Origin of the sequence: Pseudomonas sp. NFACC45 (assembly GCF_900113505.1) — a bacterium.
GTDB lineage: Bacteria > Pseudomonadota > Gammaproteobacteria > Pseudomonadales > Pseudomonadaceae > Aquipseudomonas > Aquipseudomonas tehranensis.
On sequence record NZ_FOPO01000007.1, the window covers coordinates 245,991 to 262,982 of the forward strand.

Genomic DNA, 16,992 nt, shown 5'->3' on the forward strand with positions numbered 1-16,992 from the left:
TCAGCCCAGGGGCCAGTGTTGATGACAGGCCTGGCGCACGGCGGCGGCACTGCCCAGGTTCAGCAATTCGGCGCTGAGGCGGGCGCACTGGGCGGCGTCGAGGTGACGCACGCGGTCCTTGATTGCGCCGATTTGCGGCGGGCTGACCGACAGTTCGCGGACCCCCAGCCCGATCAGCACCGGCGTCGCCAGCGGATCGGAGGCCAGGGCACCGCACACGCCGACCCAACGGCCATGCTTCGCTGCGCCGGCGCAGGTCTGGGCGATCAGCCGCAGCAGCGCCGGGTGCAGGGCATCGACCCGGGCGGCGAGGCCGGCGTGGTCGCGGTCCATGGCCAGGGTGTATTGCGACAGGTCGTTGGTGCCGATGGACAGAAAGTCCGCGTGCTCAGCCAGTTGTTCGGCCAGCAACGCGGCGGCCGGCACTTCGATCATCACCCCCAATTGTGGGCGCTCGCTCAGGCCCAGTTCGGCGCCGATGGCATCAAGGCGTTGGCGGATGTGCAGCAGCTCGTCGACCTCGGTGACCATGGGCAACAGGATCCGGCAGCGGCTCAACGGACGGGTTTGCAGCAAGGCCCGCAGTTGCTGATCCAGCAGCTGCGGCCGTACCTGGGCCAGGCGAATGCCGCGCAGGCCCAGCACCGGGTTGGCCTCGGTCGGCAGCGGCAGGTAATCGAGCTGCTTATCGCCGCCCACGTCGATGGTGCGGATGATCACCGGCTTGTCGCCCATGGCGTGGAGCACGGCTTCATAGACCTGGCGTTGTTCCTCTTCGTCGGGTGCGGTGTGGCGGTCGACGAACAGAAATTCGGTACGCAGCAAACCAACGCCGTCGGCACCGTTCGCCAAGGCCTGGGCTGCTTCGCCGCTGGAGGCGACGTTGGCCGCCACTTCCACGGCTACGTCATCGAGGGTGCGGGCCGGTGTGTGGGCGAGGGTTTGTTGCTCGGCGCGTCGGCTGGTTTGTCGGGCTTGTTCCTGATGCACTTGGGCCAGGCGCTCGGCCGTGGGCGTGAGTTCGAGGCGGCCACCATCGGCGTCCAGCACCACCATTTGACCCGGAGCCTGGGCAAGCAGCGCATCACCCAGCGCCACCAGGCACGGCAGGCCTTTGCCTCGGGCCAGGATCGCCACGTGGGAGGTTGCGCCGCCCTCGGCCATGCACACCCCGGCCACGCCTTGGACGCTGAGTTGCAGCAGATCCGACGGGGTCAGTTCCTCGGCGGCGACGATGGCGCCCGCCGCGACGTCGAATTGCCAGGCCTCACCCAGCAACACCCGCAGGACCCGTTGGCGCAGGTCGCGCAAATCGTTGGCGCGCTCGGCCAGCAGCGTGCTGCCCAGCTGTTGCAGCACTTGGCATTGCGCCTCGATGGAGCGGTTCCAGGCGTGGGTCGCGGCACTGCCTTGTTCGATAAAAAGGTGGGCGGCATCCAGCAACACTGGATCTTCCAGCAGTGCCAGATGAGCGCTGAAGATCGCTTCTTCGTCGCGGTGGCGTCGGGCCTTGGCGTTTTCCAGGGTGAGGTGGATTTCGCCACTGACCTGCGCCAAGGCACTGTCCAGGCGTTGTCGCTGCTCTTCGGCGTCATGGCCGCCCGCGTCCTGGGGCAATTGAATGCCATCGAGCCGAACCAGCGGCCCGGTCACCAGGCCGGGGGCGGCACACACGCCCTGGAGCACACCGGCTTCGGCAATACCGCGTTGCGGTTTGATGGCCGGCGCCACGGCCTGGGCTTCTTCCGCCAGGGCTGTGGATAAAGTCGCCAGCAAGGCTCGCAGCGCCGCCTCGGCATCGCTGCCCCGGCAACTGACGCGCACTTGCGCCTGTTCGGTAATGGCCAGGCCCATCATCCCTATCACGCTGTCGCAGGGTGCCGACTTGCCTTGGAAATGCAGGCGCGAGCGGCTCTTGAAGCCTTGGGCGGTCTGGCGGATCAGCGCCGCCGGTCGGGCATGCAGGCCGCCGCGGTGGGCGATGCGGATCTGACCGAAGACTTCGCTGCCGGTGGCCTGGTCATCGTCTTGAGTTTCGCCGGGAGCCTTGGCGAGAATATGCAGCAGCGGTTCGCCGACCTTCACTCCCTTGAGGGTGATGGGCCGCGCCTGGAAGTGTTCGCCATTGGTAATGACCAATAGGCTGACCAGGCTCTTGCAGCGCAGGGCCACTTTATCCACGTCATACCGCAGTAGCGGCTGGCCATTGCTGACCCGCGTGCCTTCCTTGACCAGCATGGAAAACCCGTCGCCCTGCAGCTCGACCGTGTCCAGGCCCAAATGCAGCAGCAGTTCGGCGCCGTTGTCCGCCCGTAGGGTCACGGCGTGGCCGGTGCGGGCGACGTGAATCACTTCGCCGTCGCAAGGCGCGTAGAGGGTGTCGTTCAGCGGGTCGATGGCGATCCCGTCGCCCATGGCGCCGCTGGCGAACACCGCGTCCGGGACATTGGCGAGGGTGAGCACCGGGCCGCTGAGCGGGGCGCTGAGGGTCAGCTCTTTATTATTGTTGGGCATGGGGCGCTCTCATCAGACTCTCTATAAAAGAAAACCGTTGGTTCAGTGCGTACGGGTGACCTTGCTCAGATACCGTGGTTGGTCCGGGTCTAAACCTCGGGCCACGGCCAGGCTCGCGGCCATCCCATAAAAGCTCTGGATCGCCAGGATCGGGTCGAGGGACGGGTGTTCGGCGCGGGTCAGCGTCAGGTCGCGTTCGGCAATGTCATCCGGCGCCGCCAGCAGGACCCGGGCACCGCGCTGGCGCATGTCCGCGGCCAGGCTCAACACGCCAGCCTGCTCGGCACCGCGCGGGGCGAATACCAGCAGCGGGTAGTGTTCATCGATCAGCGCCATCGGCCCATGACGAACCTCGGCGCTGCTGAAGGCTTCGGCCTGGATTGCCGAGGTTTCCTTGAACTTGAGTGCCGCTTCCTGGGCGATGGCGAACCCGGCACCACGGCCGATCACCATCAGCCGCTGGCAATCGCGCAGGGCCTCGACGGCGACGCGCCAATCCTGGCGGGCGGCCTCGCGCAAACCTTCGGGCAGGGCGCTGCCGGCTTCCAGCAACTGGGCGTCGTCCTTCCAGTGGGCCACCAGTCGCGCGCTGGCGCTGAGGGTGGCGATGAAACTCTTGGTCGCGGCGACACTGCTTTCGACGCCGGCACACAGCGGCACGCTGAATTCACACGCCGCTTCCAGAGGCGAATCGGAGGCGTTGACCAGGGCCACGCTCAAGGCGCCGCGCTTGCGCAACAGGCGCAGGCTGTTCACCAGGTCCGGGCTCTGTCCCGACTGGGAAAACCCGAACGCCACCTGGCCGCTGACCTTCAGCGGTGCTTGTTGCATGGTCACCACCGACATCGGCAACGAGGCCACCGGGATGCCCAGTTGTTGCATGGTCAGGTAGGCGAAGTAGCTGGCGGCATGGTCGGAACTGCCGCGGGCGACGGTCATCGCCACTTGCGGTGGCTGACGACGCAGGCGTCCGGCGACTTCCTCAAGGGTCGGGTCCAGTTGCTGCAACTGGCGTTCGACGGCTTCCCACGAGGCGAGGGCCTCCTCAAGCATTTTTGAAGTCAATGGCTTCTCCTTCGACCATCACGTCGGTCAGGGTCAGGGAACGGTCAAGGCGCACGCAGTCGGCCCAGGCGCCGGGATGCAAGCGGCCACGCTCGGGCAGGCCGAGGTAATCGGCGGGAAATTGCGACAGGCGCTGGGAGGCTTCGGCCAGGGGCAGGCCGATTTTCACCAGGTTGCGCAGAGCCTGGTCCATGGTCAGGGTGCTGCCGGCCAGGGTGCCATCGGCCAGGCGCACGCCACCCAGGCACTTGGTCACGGTGTGGCTGCCCAGCTTGTATTCACCGTCGGGCATGCCGGCGGCGGCGGTGGAGTCGGTGACGCAGTACAGGCACGGGATCGCCCGCAGAGCCACGCGCATGGCGCCGGGGTGCACGTGGAGCAAGTCCGGGATCAGTTCGGCGTACTGGGCGTGGGCCAGCGCCGCGCCGACGATGCCCGGCTCGCGGTGATGCAGCGGGCTCATGGCGTTATACAAATGCGTGAAACTGCTGACCCCGGCGGCCAACGCTGCGACGCCTTCTTCGTAACTGCCCAGGGTATGGCCGATCTGCATACGCACGCCTCGGGCGCTGAGGGCGCGGATCAATGCATCGTGACCGGCGATTTCCGGGGCGATGGTAATCACCCGGATCGGCGCCAGGGCCAGGTAGCTCTCCACCTCTGCCAGCAGTGCGGTGTGGGCGAAATTCGGTTGCGCGCCGAGTTTGCCGGGATTGATGTAAGGACCTTCCAAGTGCACACCCAAGACCCGGGCGCTGCCATTCGTGCGCTGTTCACAGAACTCGCCGAGGGCCTTGAGCACGCTGGCGATCTCTTCGCTGGGCGCGGTCATGGTCGTGGCCAGCAGCGCGGTCGTGCCGAAACGCACATGGGTGCGGGTGATGGTTTCGAACGCCGAGGCGCCTTGCATGATGTCCTTGCCGCCACCGCCGTGGACGTGCAGGTCGATGAAACCGGGCAGCAGGTAGGGCAGGTCATTGCTGGCCGGATCACAGGGCTGGCCTTCGATGGACACGACTTTGCCGTGCGCATGGATCAGGCGACCGCGAACCCAGCCATTGGCGGTGAGGATGTTGTCTTCGGACATGGGGACTCTCTGATCGTCTAGCGCCGCAGTTCTGCGACAAAGTCGTAGTAGTCATTGCGGCAATAGGTGTCGGTGACTTCGATGGGGGTGTTGTCTTCCAGGTAGCCGACCCGGGTCATCAGCAACATCGCGGTGCCGGGGGCAATGCCCACCAGGGCGGCGAACTCGTCCGAGGCGTTGATCGCCTGGATGTGTTGCAGGGCGCGCACCACCGGCTTGCCGATGCTGTCGAGAAATGCGTAGAGCGAATCGCCGACCGCTTGTGGCTTGGGAATGATCGAGGCGGGCAGGGTGCTCATCTCGATGGCCATGACCGTGTCATCGGCTTTGCGCAGGCGCTTGAGCCGCGCGACCTTGTCGGTGGGCGACAGGCCCAGGCGGATCAATTCTTCGTGGGTTGGCGGGGTGATGTCCCGTTCCAGCCATTGGGACCCGGGCACAAACCCCTTGAGCCGCAGCATCTCGCTGAAGCCACTGAGGCGTGACAGCGGCTGTTCCAGGCGCGGGGTAATGAACGTCCCCGAACCCTGGTTGCGGCGGATCAATCCTTGTTCGAACAACACTTCCAAGGCCTTGCGCGCGGTCACCCGGGAAATGCCCAGTTGCTCGCTCAAGCTGCGCTCAGACGGCATCGCCTGCTCGGCTTTCCACTGGCCGGCATGAATCGCCGTCTCCAAGTTACGTGCCAGCTGCAGGTACAGCGGCGTGGGCTGGGTGTCGTCGGGGCGCAGGGCCAGGATGTCGTTCATGTCGGTGTCCGATGCGGTTGTTGAGTTGTTTGTCGCCCGGTAAGTGAGGTGGAAGCTAATACCACTTGAATACCATGTCAACGCCGCTTGGCCTGGGTTTAGAGGGGCTATTGGAGAGTTTTGGTGGGGTGGGATTGAAGTGGTATTAGAGGGTGGAGGTTCGAAAGCAAAGATCGCAGCCTGCGACAACGACCGCTGGGTGAACTGGTATTCATCTGTAGGCAATTTCTGACGTTGCGATTTTTTGATTTTATTTTTCGATGCTGACGGGCGGTCGTCCGAACCTACTAAGGCTACCGAGCTGTCGTGGCGAGGGAGCTTGCTCCCGCTGGGGCGCAAAGCGGCCCCAAAACCTGACAACCCGGTGTGTCAGGCAAATTGAGTTAACTACCTTGGGTCTGCTGCGCAGCCCAGCGGGAATGGTGTCTTGTGGCGAGGGGATTTATCCCCGCTGGGCTGCGAAGCGGCCCTAAAACCTGACAGCGCGGTGTGTCAGGAAAATTGAGTTGACTGCCTTGGGTCTGCTGCGCAGCCCAGCGGGGATAAATCCCCTCGCCACAGAAATTGCGGTCTGTCAGACGCACCGAAGTTTCCGACATGTTTTTAGGGTTGTCCTTAAAAAGTGGTGGTTTTAGCCTTTTGATTTGCTGTCCTTTTTTAAAATTTCTTGGGAGTACAAATGGAGAAGCCAGCTAACAGATCAAGTCTCCTATTTGCTCTAGAGACGTTAGTTAAAAGCCCATTAAAGCAGGCAGATGACGCCGCGCTTGTGAGTGCAGCCAAGGCTGTCTGGTATTCAAATTCGGACCTGATGAGTGTCGCTCAGGCTTTTCTAAGTCGGCACACTGATGAGGTCGAGGTTCGTCGCGCAGGGTATTTGCTCGAGCGATTCACCCGTTTTTCATGCGTAACCGATAGCCGCGTGTCGGAAGTCTTCAAGGCGCTTGAGCTATTCTGGCGTTCGACACCTAAGCACGAAGTGACTTCACAAGCCGCTGTTACGCTTCGCAGTCGTCGTGATGAACTCGCCCTCTCGTGGGGGGTGAGTGAAGGTCTTGGTTTGAAGGTACAGGTCCTCATGCCTTTTCAGACTCGGCATTATGAGGCTGAGCAGCGGGCTGCGTTTGTTTGAGTCCAAATGTTGTGATCGAAACCCGGCTTAGGCCGGGTTTTTTGTTGTATGAATGATCCTCATGCGGCGGCTGGTCTGTCAGACGCACCGAAGTTTCCGACATGTTTTTAGGGTTGTCCCTCGGAAGGGTGGACTCTAGCCTTTGGGTGTCGCTGCCAATTCAGCGACCGGATTTGACCGTCCGAACTCACAAGGAGCATCAGCATCCCAAGACCTAGCTCAGGCGTTTTTCCTTCGTCTGAGGTATCGTGTCGCGGCGGCTGTGCGCGGGACGTCTTCGGGCGTGCCGGGTTTTCCTGTGATCCGGTCGGTCAACCCGTGTACAGCTGCCACTTTTTTGTTTGACCGCGGAATTGTGGTGGCTCCAATGCCACAGGAGCTGCACATGATCAAAGAAACCCCCAACCCTCCAAAACCCGCCTCCACGTTCCCCTACGGCGACTATGCCCCCGACAAGCTGAAAGAAGCGGCCGACCGCGCGATGGACCATTACCTCAAGCCTGAAGACAGCGCATCAGAAGCCAAACCACCGGCGCAGTTGTTCACTGTGGTGGACAGCGTCGATACCGAAGCGCTGTTGGCCAACCTCAGCGAAACCCTTGCTTCAGCCAACGCAATGCTCAGCGACCTTGCCTTCGGCCTGGAAGGCTCGCGGCGGCATGTGGCGTTGGGGGTGGCGCAGATGATTGAGTTGGGGGCTTTGTTGGCGAACAAGGCCTTGGACCGGGTTGAGCTTCGGGCCTGATGCAGTAAGTGCCGGCCTCATCGCGAGCAGGCTCGCTCCCACAGTGGATTTGTGTCGTTCACAAATATACCCATCGACATCAAGCCCCTGTGGCGAGGGGATTTATCCCCGTTGGGCTGCGAAGCGGCCCCAAAACCTGACGGCGCGGTGTGTCAGGCAAATTGAGTTGGCTGCCTTGGGGCTGCTGCGCAGCCCAGCGGGGATAAATCCCCTCGCCACAGGAGCTGCTTCGGGGCTACGGGCGAATCTCGATCATCGTCCCATCCGGCACCAGGTTCCAAACCTCGCGCATATCCACATTGCGCATGGCAATACAACCATCAGTCCAGTCCAAGGTGTGGAACAACTGCTCAGGGTTTTCTTCGGAATCAGGGGTGCCATGGATCATGATCATGCCCCCTGGCTCCACGCCTTCGCGGCGGGCGCGGGCGGCGTCGCTGATGTTGGGGTAGGAAATGTGCATCGACAGGTAGAAGCGGTCGCTGGTCTTGCGCCAGTCCAGCCAGTAGAAACCTTCAGGGGTGCGCTTGTCGCCCTCTATGAGCTTGGGGCCTTTTTTGGCGCCCTTGCCCAATGAAATGCGATAAGTCTTCAGTGGTTTGCCGTCGTTGATCAATTGCAATTGATGGGCGGACTTGAGCACCAGCACTTTTTCGATGGTCTTGCCGTTGTAGGTTCCCACCGCAGAAGCCTGGGACACCGCAGCGAACGACAAGCAGAACAGGACAAGCAACCAACGCATTGAAACGATATCCCTAGAGGTGTCGCGGCTATATGGGTTGTTAGGTATTGGCAGGCTGGGCCAGCGGCGGGATCGATTCGGATCGCACAGGGTAGTCCTCGGTTCGCCGGTCAGCATAGAAGTATTCTAGGGTACGGCCCACGGTGCGAAAAGCCAGCTCGTCCCAGGGAATCTCCGCTTCGTCGAACAGTTTCACTTCCAGGCTCTCGGGCCCGGCGGCGAAATCCTCGTCCACCAGTTCGGCGCGGAAGAATACATGCACCTGGCTGATATGCGGAACATCGATCAGCGTATAAATGCTCAGGTTGCGCACGCGGGCGCAGGCTTCTTCGGCGGTTTCGCGCACGGCCGCCTGCTCGACGGTTTCGCCGTTCTCCATGAAGCCGGCCGGCAATGTCCAGTAACCGCGCCGCGGCTCGATGGCCCGCCGGCACAGCAGCACTTTGCTGCCCCAGGTGGGCACGCAACCGGCCACGATATTGGGGTTCTGGTAGTGGATGGTGTGGCAGGTATCGCAGACAAAGCGCAGGCGCGAGTCGCCTTCGGGGATACGCTGGGTTACCGGGTTACCGCACTGGCTGCAGAATTTCATGCTTGGGTTCCTGAATGCTGCGCCTATCTTGGCGTCTGCGGGCGGCTGTCGGCAAGTTGTCGTTTCGCGACACGTCGCAGTGCGGGGGTTGGGCGGCTTGCCTGATTGGTGCATGATGCAAGGTAGCGAATAAATCGAGAAGTCTCATGCTGGACGAGCTACTGCATCGAGTAAGCAACCATACCCCACGTGATCTGGAGACTGACCGACGTTTCCCTGAAGCGGCGGTGCTGGTGCCCATTACCCGCAGTGACGAGCCGGAACTGGTCCTGACCTTGCGCGCCAGCGGGCTTTCGACCCATGGCGGCGAAGTGGCATTCCCCGGCGGGCGACGCGACCCGGAAGACCCGGACCTGATCTTCACCGCCTTGCGCGAAGCCGAAGAAGAAATCGGCCTGCCCCCCGGCCTGGTGGAAGTGATCGGCCCCCTCAGCCCCTTGATCTCGCTGCACGGCATCAAGGTCACGCCCTACGTGGGAGTGATCCCGGATTTCGTCGAATACCAGGCCAACGATGCCGAGATCGCCGCGGTGTTCAGCGTACCGCTGGAGTTCTTTCGCAAGGACCCGCGCGAACACACGCACCGCATCGATTACCAGGGCCACAGTTGGTACGTGCCCAGCTATCGTTTTGGCGAGTACAAGATCTGGGGCCTGACGGCGATCATGGTCGTCGAGTTGGTCAACCTGTTGTACGACGCCGGCATTGACTTGCACACACCCCCCAAGACGTTCATCAATACCTGAATCCCCGAGGATCCTCATGAAATACCGCCTGGGTGATGCCCGTGTCGAAACCCACCCACAGAGCTGGGTCGCCCCCAACGCCACATTGGTGGGCAAGGTCCGCCTCGAAGAAGGCGCCAATGTCTGGTTCAACGCGGTGCTGCGTGGCGATAACGAACTGATCCTGATCGGCAAAAACAGTAACGTGCAGGACGGCACGGTGATGCACACCGACATGGGCTTCCCGCTGACCATCGGCACCGGCGTGACCATTGGCCATAACGCCATGCTTCACGGTTGCACGGTGGGGGACTACAGCCTTATCGGCATCAATGCGGTGATCCTCAACGGCGCGAAGATCGGCAAAAACTGCATCATCGGCGCCAACTCGCTGATCGGCGAAGGCAAGGAGATCCCCGACGGTTCGCTGGTGATGGGCTCACCCGGCAAGGTTGTGCGGGAATTGACCGAAGCGCAGAAGAAGATGCTCGAGGCCAGCGCGGCGCACTATGTTCACAACGCGCAGCGCTACGCCCGTGATCTGGCCGAGCAAGAGCAATGAACACGCCCGAACGCCCGGTTCCGTCGCCCTGCGTGAACATCTGCGCCCTGGACGATGACGACATCTGCACCGGCTGCCAGCGCACCGTGGCGGAAATCACCCGTTGGAGCCGGATGGACAACGACGAACGACGCGGGGTTCTGGCGTTGTGTCATGAACGGGCCAAGGCCAGTGGGTTGGTGTGGATGTTGCCAGTGAGGCGGTAATGCTCATCTGGGAACACAAAACTCCTGCGGCGAGGGAGCTTGCTCCCGCTGGGCTCTGTAGGAGCTGGCGAAGCCTGCGATCTTTTGATCTTGATCTTTCGCTTGGATTCTTGGCAGTAGAAAGATCGCAGCCTCGTTGCACTCGACAGCTCCTACAGGGTGCAGCCCAGCGGGAGCAAGGGCATCTCAAAAGGCTGTAGCCGATCGGCGTCCAGCCCACCGATCCAACCCCACAACCCCCAGCGCAACCCCGACAAACCCCGCCAATATCCCTGCGGCATTGACGAACACCTGTGGATAACCCAGGTCCGCCACGTCGATGAAAGGGTAGGGGTACGCCGCCAGCAATTCCCCTCGCAGCAGGAGCCAGGCGAAGTACACCACTGGGTAAATCATCCACAGCCCGATGTGCTGCATGCGCAAGGTGCCCTTGGGCACGCAGAACCACCAGTAGGTCATGAACAGCAACGGCATCACGTCGTGTAGCAATTCGTCGGCCACGAACTGCCAGCCTGCGGGTTGCCACAGGTGTCGCAGCAGCAGGTTGTAGGCCAGGCCGACCAGGGCGATGCTCACGGTAATGCCGCTGCTGACCGCCGGCTGCAAGAACCAGCACCGGGCCGCCGATTCTCGATGGATCAGTTCCCAGGTCAGCACCACGGCCACCAGGGTGTTGGTCAGCACCGTGAAGAAACTGAGAAAGTTCACCAGGCCGCCGAGCAAGCTCGCGCCCAGCTCCCAGCGACCGAGCAGAATCAGGTACAACTGGATGCTCAACCCGGCCCAGCCCAACAGGGCCGCCACCGACACGAAGCACTGTCGCAGCGCGGGGCGCCGACGGATCTCAATGTCCACGGCTCAGACCGGTCGTTTGGTGCGCATCAGCTTGATGTACAGGCGCTCGACTTTCTCCCGCGCCCACGGCGTCTTGCGCAAAAAGGTCAGGCTCGACTTGATGCTCGGGTCGCTCTTGAAGCAACGAATGTCGATGCGCTCGGCCAGACCCGACCATTCGTAGTGCTGCACCAGGGCGTTGAGGATCTGCTCCAGCGTCACGCCGTGCAGCGGGTTGTTGTTGGATTCGGTCATGGGAGGCCTTCGCGCAAAGAGGTGTAAAGCCGCGCACCTTAGCCGAGGTGCCCGCGTGGTGGAAGTATCACTCAAACGCTGCCTGTTTGTTTCGCGGCCCTACTGTTACCGAATCCGAAATGATTCATGTCAGTAAAAGGCCTTTCTCTATTTGTAACAGGACATTATCCTTGCGCCGCCTGCTGAAACGCTTCTCCTGCCGTGCCAAAGCCCCCGGCGTTCAGTGAATCCCCTAAAAAGATCAAGAATTCCTTCTCTATGTTCGATGTTCAGACTCTGCAAGACAGCGCTGTCCGGCACCGTATTGCCGCCCGAAATACCCTTCACCTGATGGCCGGTCTCGGCGCCTTGGGCATTGCTATCGGCGCTCAGGCCGCTCCTGCGTTCGATAGCGACTCACTCTGGATGCTGGGTGACTGGAACGGCACGCGAAGCGAACTCGCGAAAAAAGGCTACGACTTCAAGTTCGATTACACCGGCGAAATGGGCAGCAACCTGCACGGCGGCTACGACCATGACCGCACCGCTCGCTACAGCGACCAGTTCGCCTTCGGCACGCACCTGGACCTGCAGAAAATCCTTGGTTGGCACGCCGCCGAGTTTCAACTGACGGTGACCGAGCGCAGCGGCAATAACATCAGCAACGACCGGATCAACGACCCGCGCGTTGGCGGTTTCACTTCCGCCCAGGAAGTCTGGGGCCGTGGCCAGACCTGGCGGTTGACGCAGATGTGGTATCAGCAGGCTTTTTTCGATGACCGGCTCGATATCAAGGCCGGCCGTTTCGGGGAGGGCGAGGATTTCAACAGCTTTCCCTGCGACTTTCAGAACCTGGCGTTCTGCGGCTCGCAAGTGGGCAACTGGGTGGGCGGCATCTGGTACAACTGGCCGGTCAGCCAATGGGCGTTGCGGGTCAAGTATCACCTCACGCCTGAGCTGTACGCGCAGATCGGGGCTTATGAACAGAACCCGTCGAACCTGGAAACCGGCAATGGCTTCAAGCTCAGCGGCAGTGGCACCCAGGGCGCCGTAATACCGGTGGAACTGGTGTGGTCGCCCAGCCTCAACGGCCTGCCGGGCGAATACCGCGCCGGTTATTACTACAGCAGCGCCAATGCTACCGACGCTTACAAGGATCGCAACGGCCAGCCGGCCGCCCTGAGCGGTGAGGCGTATCGCAGCGCGTCGAGCAAGCATGGCGTGTGGCTGGGGGCGCAACAGCAATTGACCAGCGTTGCCAGTGACCATTCCCGCGGCCTGAGTGTGTTTGCCAACGCCACGCTGCACGACAAGAAAACCAACGCCATCGACAACTACGTCCAGGCCGGTCTCGTCTACAAAGGGCTGTTCGACGCCCGCGCCAGGGATGACATCGGTTTTGCCCTGGCCCGGGTTCACGTCAACCCGGCTTACCGCAAGAACGCCGAAGCCAGCAACCAGGCCCGCGCCGTTCAGGATTACGACAATCCGGCCTTTTTGCCACCCCAGGACACCGAGTACAGCGCCGAGTTGTATTACGGCGTGCATGTGACGAATTGGCTGACCGTGCGCCCGAACCTGCAGTACATCCGCCATCCAGGCGGCGTGGACAAGGTCGATGACGCGCTGATTGGCGGGATCAAGATCCAGTCGTCGTTCTAGTCAGAGCACAAGACCCTTGTGGGAGCGAGCCTGCTCGCGATAGCGATTTCACATCCAACATTGAAGTTGATTGTCTCGCTGCCATCGCGAGCAAGCCCGCTCCCACAGCAACCGCTTCACCCAATTGCCTTTTTCAACTGAACCATGCCCCCTCAAGATCGTCATCTACAGTGACTACTTGCGCGGGACTCCTTAAAACCTCACGGAGAATCACACTATGAGCACTGAGGGTGCTATGAGTCGAAGCCGTCTGCTACCGAGCCTGCTCGGCATTCTGCTTCTATTGATGGGCCTGGCCCTGTTGGCGGGGGGAATCAAGCTGAGCACGCTTGGCGGCTCGCTGTATTACCTGTTGGCCGGTATCGGCCTGGCGCTGACGGGCGTGCTGCTGATCATGGCCCGGCGCGCGGCCCTGGGCCTGTACGCGCTGGTGCTGTTCGCCAGTACGGTGTGGGCCTTGTGGGAAGTGGGCCTGGACTGGTGGCAACTGGTGCCGCGCCTGGCAATGCTGTTTGCCTTGGGCATCGTCATGTTGCTGCCGTGGTTCCGTCGCCCGCTGTTGACCGCCGACGCTTCGCCCATGGGCTCGCGTGCCTTGGGCGCCGCTGTAGTCATTGCCGGTATCACCGCGCTCGCCAGCCAGTTCACCAATCCGGGTGAAATCAAGGGTCAACTGGACCGCGACAGCGTGCCAGGCATGACCAACACCGCACCGGCGATGCCGGACGGCGACTGGAACTCCTACGGCCGCAGTGCCCATGGTGACCGTTATTCGCCCCTGGCGCAGATCACCCCCGAAAACGTCAGCAAGCTGGAACCGGCCTGGACCTATCGCACCGGCGACCTGCCAGGGCCGAACGACCCGGGTGAGACCACGGCGGAAAATACCCCGCTGAAGGTCAACGGCATGCTCTACGTGTGCACGCCTCACAGCCAGGTGATTGCACTGGAGCCTGAAACCGGCAAGGAAATCTGGCGCTTCGATCCGAAGCTTTCCACGCAGAAAGCGGAAAACTTCAAGGGCTGGGCCCACATGACCTGCCGCGGCGTGACCTATCACGATGACGCGGTGTACGCCTCGGCCGAGCAGAGCCCCACCGGCGCGGCCAGCACCACGCCGGCGAGCACCGTATGCCCGCGGCGGATCTTCCTGCCGACCGCCGACACGCGCCTGATCGCGCTGAACGCCGACACCGGCAAGATGTGTGAAGACTTCGGTGACAAAGGCCAGGTCGACCTGACCGCCAACATCGGCGGCTTCACGGCTGGCGGTTACTACTCCACCTCGCCACCGGCCGTGACCCAGAACCTGGTGGTGATCGGTGGCCACGTCACCGATAACGTCTCCACCGACGAGCCAAGTGGGGTCATCCGCGCCTATGACGTGCACACCGGCGAGCTGGTGTGGAACTGGGACAGCGGTAACCCGGACGACACCACGCCGATTGCCGAAGGCCAGGTCTACACCCGTAACTCGCCGAACATGTGGTCCATGTTCAGCGTCGATGAAAAACTCGGCATGCTCTACCTGCCGATGGGTAACCAGACGCCTGACCAGTTCGGTGGTTTCCGCACTCCGGAATCGGAGAAATACGCCGCCGGCCTGACCGCGCTGGACATCGCCACCGGCAAGGTGCGCTGGTACTTCCAGTTCACCCACCATGACCTGTGGGACATGGATGTGGGCGGGCAACCGACCCTGATGGATCTGAAAACCGCCGACGGCGTGAAGCCGGCTGTTCTGGCATCGACCAAGCAGGGCAGCATCTACGTGCTGGACCGCAGCAATGGTCAGCCGATCGTGCCGATCAAGGAGATCCCGGTGCCGCAAGGTGCGGTAGAGGGCGACTACACCTCACCGACCCAGCCGATGTCCGACCTGAACTTCGTGCCGCCGGTCCTTGAAGAACGTGACATGTGGGGCGTGACCCCGTTCGACCAGATGCTCTGCCGGATCGACTTCAAGTCGCTGCGCTACGAAGGCATGTTCACGCCGCCGTCGCTGCAAGGCTCGATCGTCTACCCGGGCAACTTCGGCGTGTTTGACTGGGGCGGTATTTCGGTTGACCCGGTGCGCCAGATCGCCTTCGTCAACCCGAGCTACATGGCGTTCAAGTCCAAACTCGTCCCGGCGGCGGAAGTGGCCGGCGGTCCGGGGCGCAAGAGCGAGACCGAGGGCGTGCAGCCGAACAAAGGCGCGCCGTATGGGGTGATCCTCGAAGCGCTGCTCTCGCCAATGGGCCTGCCTTGCCAGGCTCCGGCCTGGGGTTATGTGGCGGCCGTCGACCTGACCAACAACAAAACCCTGTGGATGCACAAGAACGGCACCGTGCGTGACAGCTCGCCGGTACCGATCCCGCTGAGCATGGGCGTACCGAGCCTGGGCGGCGCCTTCACCACCGCCAGCGGCCTGGCGTTCCTGAGCGGCACGCTCGACCAGTACCTGCGTGCCTATGACGTGAAAAACGGCAAGCAACTGTGGGAAGGCCGACTGCCCGCAGGCGCCCAGACCACACCGATGACCTACACCGGCAAGGACGGCAAGCAATACGTGCTGGTTGTCGCGGGTGGCCACGGCTCCCTGGGCACCAAGCAGGGTGACTATGTGATCGCTTACAAGCTGCCGGATTAAGCAAAACCGGCGCTCATGAAAAAGGCGACACCTTGGCGGGTGTCGCCTTTTTTTGTGCCGATTTACTCAGGTTGAGGCTGCCCCCGGCTTTTGTGGCGAGGGGATTTATCCCCGCTGGGCTGCGAAGCAGCCCCCCAAAGCAGTCACCTCAATCTTTCTGATCCACCGAGTTGTCAGGTTTTAGGGGCTGCTGCGCAGCCCAGCGGGGATAAATCCCCTCGCCACAGATAAATTCCCTCACCACAGGAGACTGTGTTTCGCCCCAGGCTTTACAACTCGATCTTCACCGCCTGGGAAGCCCGGGTCGCCTTGGCGCGGGCGGTTTCGATGGATTCGTCCCGTGCCAGGGCCACACCCAGGCGGCGCTGGCCGTTGACTTCCGGCTTGCCGAACAGGCGCAGGGCGGTGTCCGGTTCGCTCAGGGCAGCGCCGAGGTTGGCGAAAGCGGTCTGGGTCGACTGACCTTCCACCAGGATCACCGCCGAGGCCGATGGGCCGAATTGACGGATCAGCGGGATCGGCAGGCCGAGGATGGCGCGGGCATGCAGGGCGAACTGCGACAGGTCCTGGGAAATCAGCGTCACCAGGCCGGTGTCGTGTGGGCGCGGCGAGACTTCGCTGAACCACACCTGGTCACCCTTGATGAACAGCTCGACGCCAAACAGGCCGCGACCACCCAAGGCCTCGGTCACGGCTTTAGCCACGCGCTCGGATTCAGCCAGGGCCACCGGGCTCATGGCCTGGGGTTGCCAGGATTCCTGGTAGTCGCCCTTTTCCTGGCGGTGGCCGACCGGTGCGCAGAAGGTGGTGCCGCCAACATGGCGCACGGTAAGCAGGGTGATTTCGTAGTCGAAATCGATGAAGCCTTCGATGATCACCCGACCCTTGCCGGCACGGCCGCCTTCCTGGGCGTAGTCCCAGGCTTTCTGCACGTCATCGGCACTGCGCAGCAGGCTCTGGCCCTTGCCCGAGGAACTCATCACCGGCTTGACCACGCACGGGAAACCCAGGGTCTCGACGGCCTTGCGGTAGTCTTCCACGGTGTCGGCGAAGAAGTACGGCGAGGTCGGCAGACCCAACTCTTCGGCGGCCAGGCGCCGGATGCCTTCGCGGTTCATGGTCAGTTGCGCGGCGCGGGCGGTAGGGATCACGGTGAAGCCTTCAGCTTCCAGTTCCACCAGCGTGGCGGTGGCGATGGCTTCGATTTCCGGCACGATGAAGTGCGGCTTCTCGGCCTCGATCACCGCGCGCAGGGCCGCGCCATCGAGCATGTTGATCACATGGCTGCGATGGGCCACTTGCATGGCCGGCGCGTTGGCGTAGCGATCCACGGCAATCACTTCAACGCCCAGGCGCTGCAGTTCGATTACCACTTCCTTGCCCAGCTCACCGCTGCCACACAACAAAACACGGGTCGCGGTGGGCGACAATGGAGTTCCGATACGGGTCATCTGAAGGTCCTCAAACAGGAGCGGAGCATCGAGGGTCGCGCGCCGGGCGAGCTTCCCATG

Annotated in this window: 16 protein-coding genes; 7 read left to right on the forward strand and 9 right to left on the reverse strand. The window is 62.3% G+C overall.

What is annotated here, in order from left to right:
• Genes ptsP through BM132_RS15300 form a run of 4 tightly spaced genes read right to left on the reverse strand, consistent with a single transcriptional unit; the run spans nucleotide 1 to nucleotide 5,415 of the window.
• Nucleotides 1–2,514 (reverse strand): phosphoenolpyruvate--protein phosphotransferase, encoded by a 2,514-nt coding sequence (gene ptsP / locus BM132_RS15285; RefSeq protein ID WP_092456377.1) that lies wholly within the window; start codon nucleotides 2,512–2,514, stop codon nucleotides 1–3.
• Between the two features lie 42 nt (nucleotides 2,515–2,556).
• Nucleotides 2,557–3,579 (reverse strand): SIS domain-containing protein, encoded by a 1,023-nt coding sequence (locus BM132_RS15290; protein WP_092456380.1) that lies wholly within the window; start codon nucleotides 3,577–3,579, stop codon nucleotides 2,557–2,559.
• Nucleotides 3,560–4,666: an N-acetylglucosamine-6-phosphate deacetylase gene (gene nagA / locus BM132_RS15295; RefSeq protein WP_092456383.1), complete on the reverse strand. Its 1,107-nt coding sequence runs from the start codon at nucleotides 4,664–4,666 to the stop codon at nucleotides 3,560–3,562. The genes BM132_RS15290 and nagA overlap by 20 nt, the downstream gene beginning before the upstream one ends.
• Nucleotides 4,667–4,683: 17 nt before the next feature.
• Nucleotides 4,684–5,415: a GntR family transcriptional regulator gene (locus BM132_RS15300; protein ID WP_092393602.1), complete on the reverse strand. Its 732-nt coding sequence runs from the start codon at nucleotides 5,413–5,415 to the stop codon at nucleotides 4,684–4,686.
• A gap of 679 nt (nucleotides 5,416–6,094) precedes the next feature.
• Between BM132_RS15300 and BM132_RS15305 the strand changes: the two genes are divergently transcribed.
• The gene (locus BM132_RS15305) at nucleotides 6,095–6,547 is read left to right on the forward strand and encodes a hypothetical protein (RefSeq protein WP_092456386.1); all 453 of its coding nucleotides are present in this window, start codon (nucleotides 6,095–6,097) and stop codon (nucleotides 6,545–6,547) included.
• Nucleotides 6,548–6,932: 385 nt separating this feature from the next.
• Nucleotides 6,933–7,292, forward strand: a complete 360-nt coding sequence (locus BM132_RS15310; protein WP_092456389.1) for a DUF6124 family protein — start codon at nucleotides 6,933–6,935, stop codon at nucleotides 7,290–7,292.
• Nucleotides 7,293–7,527: 235 nt separating this feature from the next.
• Here BM132_RS15310 and BM132_RS15315 read toward each other — a convergent pair whose 3' ends face one another.
• On the reverse strand, nucleotides 7,528–8,034 hold the full coding sequence (locus BM132_RS15315) for a L,D-transpeptidase family protein (protein ID WP_092456392.1): 507 nt from the start codon (nucleotides 8,032–8,034) through the stop codon (nucleotides 7,528–7,530).
• Between the two features lie 40 nt (nucleotides 8,035–8,074).
• A complete protein-coding gene (locus tag BM132_RS15320; RefSeq protein ID WP_092456395.1) occupies nucleotides 8,075–8,626 on the reverse strand; it encodes an NUDIX hydrolase in 552 nt (183 codons plus the stop codon).
• A gap of 146 nt (nucleotides 8,627–8,772) precedes the next feature.
• Between BM132_RS15320 and BM132_RS15325 the strand changes: the two genes are divergently transcribed.
• Genes BM132_RS15325 through BM132_RS15335 form a run of 3 tightly spaced genes read left to right on the forward strand, consistent with a single transcriptional unit; the run spans nucleotide 8,773 to nucleotide 10,119 of the window.
• Nucleotides 8,773–9,372, forward strand: a complete 600-nt coding sequence (locus BM132_RS15325) for a CoA pyrophosphatase (protein ID WP_092393590.1) — start codon at nucleotides 8,773–8,775, stop codon at nucleotides 9,370–9,372.
• A gap of 16 nt (nucleotides 9,373–9,388) precedes the next feature.
• Complete coding sequence (locus BM132_RS15330; protein WP_092456398.1) at nucleotides 9,389–9,913, forward strand: gamma carbonic anhydrase family protein; 525 nt, start codon at nucleotides 9,389–9,391, stop codon at nucleotides 9,911–9,913.
• The gene (locus BM132_RS15335) at nucleotides 9,910–10,119 is read left to right on the forward strand and encodes a DUF1289 domain-containing protein (protein ID WP_092456401.1); all 210 of its coding nucleotides are present in this window, start codon (nucleotides 9,910–9,912) and stop codon (nucleotides 10,117–10,119) included. Before BM132_RS15330 ends, BM132_RS15335 begins: the two co-directional genes overlap by 4 nt.
• Before the next feature lie 186 nt (nucleotides 10,120–10,305).
• Here BM132_RS15335 and BM132_RS15340 read toward each other — a convergent pair whose 3' ends face one another.
• Nucleotides 10,306–10,974, reverse strand: a complete 669-nt coding sequence (locus tag BM132_RS15340) for a Pr6Pr family membrane protein (RefSeq protein ID WP_092456404.1) — start codon at nucleotides 10,972–10,974, stop codon at nucleotides 10,306–10,308.
• Between the two features lie 3 nt (nucleotides 10,975–10,977).
• Nucleotides 10,978–11,208: a VF530 family protein gene (locus BM132_RS15345; protein ID WP_047228895.1), complete on the reverse strand. Its 231-nt coding sequence runs from the start codon at nucleotides 11,206–11,208 to the stop codon at nucleotides 10,978–10,980.
• 258 nt (nucleotides 11,209–11,466) lie between these two features.
• Between BM132_RS15345 and BM132_RS15350 the strand changes: the two genes are divergently transcribed.
• Nucleotides 11,467–12,849, forward strand: a complete 1,383-nt coding sequence (locus tag BM132_RS15350) for a carbohydrate porin (RefSeq protein WP_092456408.1) — start codon at nucleotides 11,467–11,469, stop codon at nucleotides 12,847–12,849.
• Between the two features lie 217 nt (nucleotides 12,850–13,066).
• Nucleotides 13,067–15,481, forward strand: a complete 2,415-nt coding sequence (locus BM132_RS15355) for a glucose/quinate/shikimate family membrane-bound PQQ-dependent dehydrogenase (protein WP_092456411.1) — start codon at nucleotides 13,067–13,069, stop codon at nucleotides 15,479–15,481.
• A gap of 269 nt (nucleotides 15,482–15,750) precedes the next feature.
• Here the strand turns inward: BM132_RS15355 and purT are convergent, their stop codons facing one another.
• Nucleotides 15,751–16,932 (reverse strand): formate-dependent phosphoribosylglycinamide formyltransferase, encoded by a 1,182-nt coding sequence (gene purT, locus BM132_RS15360; RefSeq protein WP_092456414.1) that lies wholly within the window; start codon nucleotides 16,930–16,932, stop codon nucleotides 15,751–15,753.
• Nucleotides 16,933–16,992: the final 60 nt, after the last annotated feature.